This is a genomic window from Mesorhizobium sp. M7A.F.Ca.CA.004.06.1.1, from assembly GCF_003999135.1.
In the GTDB taxonomy this organism is placed as follows: domain Bacteria; phylum Pseudomonadota; class Alphaproteobacteria; order Rhizobiales; family Rhizobiaceae; genus Mesorhizobium.
In genome coordinates, this window is sequence record NZ_RZPQ01000124.1 from 1 (window position 1) to 10688 (window position 10688).

Below are 10688 nucleotides of genomic sequence, written 5' to 3' on the forward strand. Positions count from 1 at the left end.
GGCATTGACAATAAAGCGCGCCGGCAGCCTGTCGAAGACGACCAGCATGCGCTCGATCAGGCCGACATCCATGGCGCCGAGGCTGCCGAAGCTGACATAGACTAGCGGCCCCTTGTTGCGCGGAAACACCGGCACTTCGAACGGCCCTTCCGAGCGCACGCAGCCTTCGAGATAGACGAAGCGCGTGGGATCGAGCGGCTCGGCGCGCTCACGACGCACGATCGAAGGCGTCAGCAGCAAATTGAGGTCGGGCGACGCCTCGAGGAACAGGCCCTTCGGCAGCGACGCCAGGCCGGCATCCATGCGAAAGCGATTGAAGCGGTCATGTGCGGGCGCGCAAGCCGCCAGATACCTTGCCTCGAACGCCGCGCGTTGCGGGTCATCCGCACCAAGCCCCGACAGGTAGGGCGGCACATTGGTGTCCGGCAGCTCGGTCTCGGCGCAGGAGACGACACGCACCCAGGGACAGCCGGCGGCTGATATCGCCGGGAACATGATGACATTGTCGAGCACCACCGCGTCCGGCTTCAGCCGCGCCAGCAATTGGCGCAGCGGCGCCTCGGCATTGACCGCAGTGTCGACGATGGCCTGCCAGGTCGGCGCGACATAGGTTTCCAGCTGGTCGATCGGGCTCAGCCGGAAATGCGGCAGGTGCCGGCGCACGAAGGCCTGCCAATAGCTCTGGCGTTCGCTGTCGCTCAGCGGCTCGTCGGTCGGCAGCTGGTATTCCTGGAAACCATAGTCGGCAAAGACGCCGGAAAAGCCGGCATGGCAAATGAAGACGGGCCGGGCTCCCTTGGCACGCAATGCCTGCGCGATGCCGACGCAATTCAACGCCGCGCCGAAACTGGCTTCGGGAAACAGCGCGATGGTCGGGCTGGCTTTACGCGTCAATTATTCCTCGTCATTCCGGCCGGCTGATCATGCCGAACAGGGCGGGCGCCCCGCGACTGGCCGCCTGCGGTCGCTGGTTGCGGGAAAGCCGCAGGTGGATACGAAGCAGATCGGCCGCCACCTCATACTGCAGGCTTTCAAGATGGTCGAGTATAACAAGGTGTTCGCGCAGCGATTGCCGCAGGCGGAAGACGTTGACGCCGGCATAGATGCCCGGCAGCCGGCGCAGCCTGAGATGATCGGCCAGCGCATCAGCAACGAAGCGGTTGGCGCAGCCCTCAGCGAGCATGCCGTGAAAATCGATGTCCAGCCGCTGGAACTCGCGTGTATCGAATGCGGCGTCCGGCAGCGCCACCAGCGCTTCCATAGCCTGGCGCAACGTCGCCGCCCGCGCGCCGTCCAGCCGGAAGCCCGGCGTCAGGATGGCCGCGGGTTCCAGCAGCAAGCGGAACTCATAGCTGTCGCCTTGCGCCTCTGGATCGTCGGGCGTGCGCCGAAACAGCCAGGACTGGCCAGGCGCTCGGTCCAACAAATTCTCTTCGGTCAGTTTGTTAAGTGCTTTTAGTACCGTCTTGCGCTCGGCACTGTAGCGCCGTATCAGCCCCGCGACGGTCACCGTCTGGTCCAGCCGACGCGCCGACCGGTCGCGCAGGATCGCCTCGGCCAACTCGTCCTCCTCGGCGGCGGGCAGTTCCGTGGCGACTGAAGCCTGCGCGGTGAGGTCGATGGCCAGGTGATAACCGGAATCTGCCTCCCAGCGCACGACACCCCGTTCAGCGAGCAGGCCGAGAGCCGCCCGCACCGGCGTGCGCGAGACATTGCACAACGAAGCGATCTGCTGCTCCGGCAAGCGTGCGCCGGGCTCAAAACCGCGCTGCCGCGCCACATCCAGGATGCGCTGCGCCAGATCGAGGTGGTTGGTGCGAGGTCGTCGGGCTGCGGCTTGCATGACTGGTCTCGTGGAAAACGACATGACCGCATTGATCTGACCGATCGCCCGCACGGACGCAATCGGCCAGATTCCACGATCGCTTAGCAAATTATGGATTGACGTACTTTTTTCTGCAATAGTACTGTCAGGGCAATCGGCGAGAAAAAGACCGAGGGAACGGGATCGAGGCAGCGGCAAGGGTCGCAGGCGTTGGTCCGGCGAATGCAATTCGACGATCAACCGAAATGGGAGTCTGTCATGACCGCTACCAGCCTGCGGCGCCGTGCGCTGAAAACATCTTCGATCGCACTTGGCCTGGCCTTGGCGCTGTCCGCGCCGGCGACGGCTGCCGACCTCGTCATTTCCAACTGGGACGGCTACATGGCGCCTGACGCCATGGCCGCCTTCAAGACCGCCACCGGCGTGTCGGGCGAAGTGGTGGTGCACGCCACCAATGAAGAGATCATGGGCAAGCTCATCGCCGCCGGCGGCAAGGGCTATGACGTGGTCTTCGTTTCTTCGCCCTTCGCCGAGGTGCTGAACAAGCTCGGCCTGACCGAGCCGATCGACCACGCCAAGATCCCGAACCTCACCAATCTCTATCCCGAGGCAACCAAGCTGCCGCACGATGCCGGCAATGCATTCTCGGTGCCCTACACCTGGGGCACGACCGGCCTCTGCTACCGTTCGGACCTGATGAAGGTTGCGCCCACCAGCTGGAGCGACCTGCTCGCGCCATCCGACGAATTGAAGGGCAAGACCACCATGCTGGCGACCGACCGCTGGCTGCTGGCTGCTGGCCAGCTCGACAAGGGCTATTCGGTCAACGAAACCGACCCGGCCAAGATGGCTGAGGTCAAGGATCTGCTGATCTCGGCCAAGAAGACCCTGCTCGCCTATGACGACACCACCTTCTATTCCAAGCTGGTGTCCGGCGAGGCGCTGATGGTGCAGGCATGGGACGGCTGGTGCAATTACGGCATCGCCGAAAAGCCAGAGATCAAATACGTCATTCCCAAGGAAGGCTCCGACCTCTGGGTTGACACGATGGTGGTGATGAAGGCCTCCGCCAACAAGGATGCCGCCTTCCAGTTCATCAACTTCATGCTCGACGCCAAGAACCACGCCTGGGCGGCGCAGAACATCGACTACAAGGTGCCGAACAAGCCAGCCATGGAAAGCCTGCCGGCCGATTTCCTGGCCAAATTCCCCAACATGGCGATGCCGGTGGCCGATCTCGTCAAGTTCGAGCAGTTGCGTGACGTCGGCGACGCCCAGCGCGACTATTCGAAGATCGTCAGCGAGATCAAGGCGGCGCAGTAGGGACTGTTCCAACAGCATCTTGGAATTAAGCTTGCGTTCCATGTCGCCCCCCTCTGGCCTGCCGGCCATCTCCCCCTCAAGGGGGGAGATTGGCTGTGGCGTCGCTTTCGCCAATCTTCGATATCTGGATGTAAGCGAGAGGTTCGAGCTGCTGATCTCCCCCCTTGAGGGGGAGATGGCCGGCAGGCCAGAGGGGGGCGCTCCTCCGTGAAATACACCCCCTCCCGCTCCTCCCTCCTGATGGCCCCGGCGCTGGCATGGCTCGCCGCCTTGATAGTGGTGCCGTGCGCGCTGGTGCTGGCGCTCGCCTTCTTCCGGCGCGGCATCTATGGCGGCATCGAATACACCTTCACGCTGGAGAATTTCGGCCTGGTCTTCGACCCGCTCTATGCCGGCATCTTCCTCAATTCGGCGCGCATCGCCGGCACCGCCACCCTGATCGCGGTGGTGATCGGCTATGCCGCCGCCTACGCCATCGCAGCCGCCCCGCGCCGGTGGCAGCCGGTGTTCCTGTTCTTCGCCGTGCTGCCGTTCTGGTCCAATTACCTCATCCGCACCTATGCGTGGATCGTGCTGCTCAACCGCGAAGGCCTGATCACGCAGTTGTTGCGCTGGTTCGGCTACACCGGCGAGCCACCATCGATGCTCTATACGGAAGGCGCGGTCATCGCCGGCCTCGTCTACAACTATTTGCCCTTCGTCATCCTCGCCTGCTACGCGCCACTGTCGCGCCTCAACCCGGAACTCGCCGAGGCCTCGCGTGACCTCGGCGCCTCCGCCGCCACCACATTCCGCCGTGTCATCCTGCCGCTGACCGTGCCGGGCATTGCCGCCGGCGCAGTGTTTGTCTTCGTGCTGTCGATCGGCAATTTCGTCACGCCCGCGCTGCTCGGCGGCGGCCGCTTCCAGATGATCGGCAACCTCGTCTACGACCAGTTCCTGACCGCCAACGACTGGCCGTTCGGCGCCGCGCTCGCGATGGCGCTGATCGCCATCATGCTTCTGGTGCTGATGGCGCAGGCGCTGGCCGCCAATCGCGCCTCGGGCCACGCCGCGCAAGCCGGCGGAGGCACCGATGGCTGAGCGCTCCCCCGCCACGCGGCGCACGCTCTGGCTCGTGCTGAGCCTGGTCTTCGCTTTCCTCTACATCCCGATCGCCGTGCTGGTGGCGCTGTCTTTCAACGAAGGTGGGCTGCCGACCGCATGGTCGGGATTCTCGCTGAAATGGTATGCCTCGCTGGCCTCGAACAGCGCCATCCTGTCCGCTGCGCTCAACACGCTGATCGTGGCGCTGGTGTCGACCGCAATCGCAACATTGCTCGGCACGCTGCTGGCGATCGGCATCGAGATGCGCCGGCAGTACGGCAAGGGCCTCGAAGCGCTGATCTTCGCGCCGATGATCATTCCCGACATCGTGCTGGCGATCGCGCTGCTGTCGTTGTTCTCCATGCTCAACCTGACCATGGGCCTGCACACGATCATCCTCGCCCATGTCGTCTTCAATCTCGCCTTCGTCTGCTCGGTGGTGCGCGCAAGGCTGAAGAGCTTCGACTGGTCGATCGTCGAGGCCTCCGCTGATCTCGGCGCCTCCGCGCTCACCACGTTCAGGCGGGTGACATTGCCGGTCATCGCGCCGGCGGTGATCGCCGGCGCGCTGCTCGCCTTCACGCTCTCGGTCGACGAGTTCATCATCGCCTTCTTCACCGCCGGCGCCGGCCGCGCATCGACGACGCTGCCGATGCAGATCTACGCCATGATCCGCTTCGGCATCACGCCGGAGATCAACGCGCTGGCGACCATAGTCATGGCGGTCTCGATCACCGCGCTGACCCTGTCGCAGCGGCTCAACCGTGGGATCATAGGCCAATGAGCGAACCCCGCACGCTTCTGGCCATCGATCATGTGTCGAAAAATTTCGGCCGGGTGACCGCCGTCGACGGCATCTCGCTCGACATCCGCGAGAATGAGTTCTTCGCGCTGCTCGGCCCGTCGGGCTGCGGCAAGACCACGCTGCTGCGCATGCTGGCAGGCTTCGAGACGCCCAATGAGGGGCGCATCCTGCTCGACGGCCGCGACATTGCCAAAACCCCGCCCAACAAGCGGCCGGTCAATCTGATGTTCCAGTCCTACGCGCTGTTTCCGCATATGAGCGTCCGCGCCAACGTCTCCTACGGCTTGGAGATGGAGCGCTTGCCGGCGTCGGAAATCCGCTCCCGCGTCGACGCCATCCTGGCGACAACCGAGCTGGTCCCCTTCACCGACCGCAAGCCGGAGCAACTGTCGGGCGGCCAGAAGCAGCGCGTCGCGCTCGCCCGCGCGCTGGTCAAGCGGCCGCGCCTGCTGCTGCTCGACGAGCCGCTTGGCGCGCTCGACAAGAAACTGCGCGGCGCCATGCAGCTGGAACTGAAGCGCCTGCAGCACGAGGTCGGCATTACCTTCGTCATCGTCACCCACGACCAGGAGGAGTCGCTTGTGATGGCCGACCGCATGGCGGTGCTCAAAGACGGCAGACTGCTGCAATGCGACACGCCGCACGCGATCTACGAGCATCCGGCCGACCGTTTCGTCGCCGACTTCATCGGCGTGATGAATTTTGTGCCCGGTAAAGCCGCCACCGACGGTGTAGTGGCTGCCAACGGAGCGCGTATCGCCGGCAAAGTGCCCGCCACACTCACAGCCGGTGCATCTGCTGTCGCGTCGGTGCGGCCCGAGCGCATCCGGCTGTTCCCATCGGTGGAGACCGCCAACCGCACCACCGGCACGGTCGAGGCGCTGGCCTATCAGGGGCTCGACCTACAGCTGCATGTCCGCACACCTCTGTCCCCAAAGCCGTTCCTGGTGCGCGTCACCGCTGATGCCGCCGACCGCCGGCCGGTCGCGTCGGGAGATCAGGTCGAACTCGGCTGGGACGCCGCCGATGTCAGAGTTTTCGCAGAATAAAGGAGAAGCCTGATGGCGCAGAAGACGATCGCGTTTTTTCCAGAAGCGGCCTACGGCCCGGCGCTCAATTCCGTCGGCATCGCCCAGGCGGTCGAGGCGCGCGGCCACAAAGCCGTTTTCCTGTCCGACCCCGGCTTTGTCGATGTCTACAAGGGCTACGGTTTCGAGGCGCATCCGGTGAACCTGTCGGAGCCGATGCCGCCCGAGCAGATGGCGAAATTCTGGGAGGATTTCATCAACGGCCACATCCCGAACTTCCGCAAATCGCCTTACGATCAGGTCGACAATTACGTCAAGGATTGCTGGACGGCGATCGTCGACAGCGCCAAATGGGCGCAGAAGGATCTGCCGCGCGTTCTCTCAGCCATCAAGCCGGATGTGATCTGCGTCGACAACGTCATCCTGTTTCCGGCCATCAAGCAGTTCGGCAAACCCTGGGTGCGCGTCATCTCCTGCTCGGAAAACGAGATCGACGACGAGGACATCCCGCCCCATCTCTCCGGCTGCGGCGAGAACGACCACGCCGGTCACCAGCGCTACCGCGATCATTTCAACGCGGTGATCAAGCCGATCCATGACGACTTCAACGCCTTCCTCGCCGCCAACAACGAGGCGCCTTATCCGATCGGCCAGTTCTTCGAGGCCTCGCCCTATTTGAACCTGCTGCTCTATCCCGAAGCGGCAAAGTTCAAGCGCCGCCACCCGCTCGACCCGGCAAAGTTCCAGTATCTGGAAGGCTGCGTGCGGCAGGAGAAACCCTACACGGTGCCGACATTCGCCAAAAACAATGACGGGCCGCTGCTCTATGTCTCCTTCGGCAGCCTCGGCGCCGGCGATGTCGACCTGTTGAAGCGCATTATCGCGACGCTGGGCAAGACGCGCTACCGGGCTCTGGTCAATGTCGGCGGCTACAAGGACCAGTACACGGACGTGCCCGCCAACGTGATCGTCGAGAGCTGGTTCCCGCAGCCTTCGGTTATCCCGCAGGTCGATGCGGTGATCCACCATGGCGGCAACAACTCCTTCACCGAGTGCCTCTATTTCGGCAAGCCGGCGATCATCATGCCCTATGTCTGGGACGGCCACGACAACGCCACCCGCGTAGAGGAAACCGGCCACGGCTTCGGCATGCCGCGCTACGACTGGACCGATGCCGAGCTGATTGCCAAGATCGAAACCTGCCTGACCGACCCGGCGATGAAAGCCAAGCTGGCGAAGACATCGGCGCAGATGCGCGCGCAGAATGGGCCGGAGAAAGCAGCCGGGTTGCTGGAGACGCTGCTATGACCTCCTCCGCTCCCCACCTCCACCAGGCCTCCACCCGCGCCGATCTCGTCGACTGGGGCGCCCAGCCGGATGCGTTGGACGGTGCCTCCCACTCGACCGGCAAACTCGTGCACAAAGGCCCGAACAACCAGCCGGAATCCGGCATCTGGGTGTGCACGCCAGGCCGCTGGCGCCTGAGCATCCCGCGCGATGAATTGTGCCATTTCGTCGCCGGCCGCGCGACCTACCGGTCCGATGTCGGTGAGCTGATAGAAATCTCCGCCGGGACCGTGGTCATGTTCCCTGCCGGCTGGACGGGTGAATGCACCGTGCATGAGACCATGCGCAACGTCTACATGCTGGCCTGACCACGGAGCTTGACGACATGCCGACACCGTACTGGCCGAAGGCCTCGAGCGTGGAACTGGAGGACTGGGGCGCGGGCAGCAACACGCTCGCCGGTTCGCCGCGCGCCTCGGGCAGGGTCCTGTCCCGGAACCCGGACGGATCGAGCGAATGCGGCCTGTGGTCATGCACGCCGGGTACGCGCAAGGTCACCTTTGGCGCCGACGAGTTCTGCCATTTCCTCTCAGGCCGTGGCAGCTATGTCCATGACGACGGCGAAGAGATCCCGGTCGAGGCCGGCACGCTGGTGTTCTTCCCCGCCGGCTGGACCGGCATCTCCATCATCAGGCAAACGCTGACCAAGGCCTTCATGTGCCGCTGAGCACTCTTTTCAAGGAAATCGACATGACCACACCCATCATGAAATCCCCGCTCACCATTACCGACCTCGTCGACTGGGGCGTCATCCCGACCATGATCGAGGGGCAATCCCACACCTCGGGCAAGCTGCTGTACAAGGGGCCGGAAGGCCGCTCCGAATGCGGGCTTTGGGTCTGCACACCAGGCAAATGGCACTGCCATGTCACCCGCGACGAGTTCTGCCACTTCCTCGAAGGACGCTGCACCTACGTCCACGAATCCGGCGAGGTCATCGAGATCGAACCGGACACCGCAGCTTTCTTCCCGCAGGACTGGAAGGGCGTCTGCACCGTCCATGAGACGATCAAGAAGGTCTACATGATCCGCTGAGCGGATCCGAGAGGATGTCCATGGATTTCTCCCCTGACCGGCCGACCTTCTTCGTCAACCCGGACTACCAGCCGATGGCAGGCACGGCAAAGCCGGTGATCGATCCGGCGACGATCGAAACAGTCGGCGCCATCGCTGCAGCCAGCGATAGCGAGATCGATGCCGTGCTCACCACCGCGACCAGGGCGCAGGCCGCCTGGAAAAAGCTCGACGCCAAGAGCCGCGCCAAGCACCTGCATGCCGTCGCCAACGCCATCGAGGTGGCCAACTTCACCCGCTGCGCCGAGCTGATGGTGCGCGAGATGGGCAAGCCCTACCCCGAAGCGATCGGCGAGATCGCCAACTGCGCGCCGATCTTCCGCTACTACGCCGAGATGGCGCGCGACGATGCCGGCAAGATCGCCGGCACGACGCAGGCCGGTTCGTTCCAGTATGCGCGCTACGAGCCCTATGGCGTATCCGTCCACATCATGCCCTACAACTTCCCGATCCTGCTGATGTGCTGGACGGTCGCCGCATCGCTCGCCGCCGGCAATGCCTGCGTCATCAAGCCGGCCGAGGCGACGACGCTGTCGACGCTGGACTACATGACCGTGTTCCGCTCGCTGCCGGAAGGGCTGGTCTCCTGCCTGCCTGGTGGAGCGGCCACGGCGCAGGCGCTGATCGCCTCCGAACGCACCCATGCGGTTGCCTTCACCGGCTCGGTCGCCGCCGGCAAGGCGGTGGCGGTGGCCTGCGCCGAACGCATGAAACCTTGCGTCATCGAGGCCGGCGGCAGCGATCCGCTGATCATAAGCGAGCATGCCCCGCTTGAGATCGCGGCGGCCGGCAGCGTCACCGCGGCCTTCCATCTCACCGGCCAGGTCTGCACCTCCGCCGAGCGTTTCTTCGTCGTCGATGCCGTTCATGACCGCTTCGTCGCGCTGTTCGCCGAAAGGACCCGGGCGCTGCGCATCGGCAACGGCATGGACAAGACCGAGATCGGCCCGCTGGTCAGCGAGGCCGCTCGCACCAAGGTCATGCGGCTGGTCGACGATGCCATCGCCCACGGCGCCGAGGCGGTCACCGGCGGACGCATCCCTCCGGCACACAACACGGGCTGGTTCTACGAGCCGACGATCCTGACCGGCGTCACCCCGGACATGGCAATCGTGCGCGAAGAATGCTTTGGACCGGTCGCCGCCATCTGCCGGGTCAGGGATTTCGACGAGGCGATCCGGCTTGCCAATGACAGCCCGTTCGGGCTCGGCGCCTCTGTCTTCACCACCGATCTGGCCGAAGCCCACGAGGCGGCTGAACGGCTCGAAGCCGGAATGGTCTGGGTCAACAACCCGCTGATCGACAATGATGCCCTGCCCTTCGGCGGCTGGAAGGCCTCGGGCCTCGGCCGCGAGCTCGGACGCCAGGGGCTCGACGCCTTCCGCCGCTCCAAAATGGTGATCATCGACCACAAGCCTGCAATCCAGGAATGGTGGTATCCGTACCCCGACAGCTGGTTCCGCGAGACCGGTGGCCGCAAGCACGTCTGAGTGTTTCGAACCTCGCCAGCTCCGGATAGCCAGCTCGGTGGCTATCCTGGGATAGCCAGTCCATGGCCGGGAAAAAGCGATGCCGCCGGGCGAAACCCGGCGGCATCTTTCTTCGATTGGCTACTGCCGTTTCAACGGCAAGTCGTTACGGCGTCGTTTCTGCTTCCATCGCGGCGGCCGTCTGGTCGATCTTGTCGGCAAGGACGCCCTGAGCCCAGGACGTGACCGCAGCGTCGACCGGCTTGTTGGCCATATCCGCCAGTGCCGCGTCGAGCGATGCATCATCGGTGCCGACCTCTGCCGCGGCAGCCGCCTCATTGGCGGCGGTGACCTCTGCCTCCTGGGCAGTGATTTCGGCCTCCAGATCCGTTATCCTCCCAGGCAAGGCCGCCTGATCTTCGGGCGTCATGGCCGCAATCTGCTCGGGCGTCAGCGACGTCAGCGCGGTCAACTGAGAATTCAGCGCATCCAGCTTCTCCTGGGCCGCTTCAGCGGCGGCCTGAGCAACCTTGGCTTTGGCGGACTGCGTCACGAAGGCCTGGATGGCAGCGAACTTCTTGCTCTTCGAGTTCATATAGGCGTTGATGTTGCGCTGAAGCGAGTTCAGCCGACCGAGCTTGGCGTGGATGTTCTTCTCCTTGGGAACCGACGAGACCTTTGTGGTCTTGTCGACCGTGGTGTCGTCCGTTTTGGCCTTTGCCACCTGCCCC

General features: G+C 64.2%; 12 protein-coding genes. 9 read left to right on the plus strand and 3 right to left on the minus strand.

Annotated elements, in window-relative coordinates; genetic code table 11:
- Together EN906_RS10510 and EN906_RS10515 are read right to left on the minus strand one after the other, a co-directional pair.
- The coding region (locus EN906_RS10510) for a glycosyl transferase family 1 (protein ID WP_127375165.1) at nt 1–894 on the minus strand (894 nt) is incomplete at its 3' end.
- A gap of 10 nt (nt 895–904) precedes the next feature.
- The gene (locus EN906_RS10515; protein ID WP_236382938.1) at nt 905–2065 is read right to left on the minus strand and encodes a GntR family transcriptional regulator; all 1161 of its coding nucleotides are present in this window, start codon (nt 2063–2065) and stop codon (nt 905–907) included.
- Nucleotides 2066–2083: 18 nt separating this feature from the next.
- Here EN906_RS10515 and EN906_RS10520 point away from each other — a divergent pair, with 18 nt between their 5' ends.
- The 9 genes from EN906_RS10520 (at nt 2084) to EN906_RS10565 (ending at nt 9978) form a co-directional block, all read left to right on the plus strand.
- Nucleotides 2084–3148 (plus strand): spermidine/putrescine ABC transporter substrate-binding protein, encoded by a 1065-nt coding sequence (locus tag EN906_RS10520; RefSeq protein ID WP_127266967.1) that lies wholly within the window; start codon nt 2084–2086, stop codon nt 3146–3148.
- A 240-nt stretch (nt 3149–3388) separates the two neighbouring features.
- Nucleotides 3389–4231: an ABC transporter permease gene (locus EN906_RS10530; protein WP_127266981.1), complete on the plus strand. Its 843-nt coding sequence runs from the start codon at nt 3389–3391 to the stop codon at nt 4229–4231.
- The gene (locus EN906_RS10535) at nt 4224–5018 is read left to right on the plus strand and encodes an ABC transporter permease (RefSeq protein WP_127266969.1); all 795 of its coding nucleotides are present in this window, start codon (nt 4224–4226) and stop codon (nt 5016–5018) included. The genes EN906_RS10530 and EN906_RS10535 overlap by 8 nt, the downstream gene beginning before the upstream one ends.
- A complete protein-coding gene (locus tag EN906_RS10540) occupies nt 5015–6088 on the plus strand; it encodes an ABC transporter ATP-binding protein (protein ID WP_127266970.1) in 1074 nt (357 codons plus the stop codon). Before EN906_RS10535 ends, EN906_RS10540 begins: the two co-directional genes overlap by 4 nt.
- 12 nt (nt 6089–6100) lie before the next feature.
- Nucleotides 6101–7375 carry a glycosyltransferase gene (locus EN906_RS10545; protein ID WP_127266971.1) on the plus strand — a complete coding sequence of 425 codons (1275 nt, stop codon included), beginning with the start codon at nt 6101–6103 and terminating at the stop codon, nt 7373–7375.
- Nucleotides 7372–7722 (plus strand): cupin domain-containing protein, encoded by a 351-nt coding sequence (locus tag EN906_RS10550; RefSeq protein ID WP_127266972.1) that lies wholly within the window; start codon nt 7372–7374, stop codon nt 7720–7722. The genes EN906_RS10545 and EN906_RS10550 overlap by 4 nt, the downstream gene beginning before the upstream one ends.
- 17 nt (nt 7723–7739) lie before the next feature.
- Complete coding sequence (locus EN906_RS10555; RefSeq protein ID WP_127266973.1) at nt 7740–8081, plus strand: cupin domain-containing protein; 342 nt, start codon at nt 7740–7742, stop codon at nt 8079–8081.
- 23 nt (nt 8082–8104) lie between these two features.
- On the plus strand, nt 8105–8449 hold the full coding sequence (locus tag EN906_RS10560) for a cupin domain-containing protein (protein WP_013528939.1): 345 nt from the start codon (nt 8105–8107) through the stop codon (nt 8447–8449).
- A gap of 20 nt (nt 8450–8469) precedes the next feature.
- The gene (locus EN906_RS10565) at nt 8470–9978 is read left to right on the plus strand and encodes an aldehyde dehydrogenase family protein (RefSeq protein ID WP_127266974.1); all 1509 of its coding nucleotides are present in this window, start codon (nt 8470–8472) and stop codon (nt 9976–9978) included.
- 145 nt (nt 9979–10123) lie between these two features.
- Here EN906_RS10565 and EN906_RS10570 read toward each other — a convergent pair.
- Nucleotides 10124–10688 (minus strand): hypothetical protein (locus tag EN906_RS10570; protein WP_127301795.1); only part of this gene is annotated, 565 nt, incomplete at its 5' end.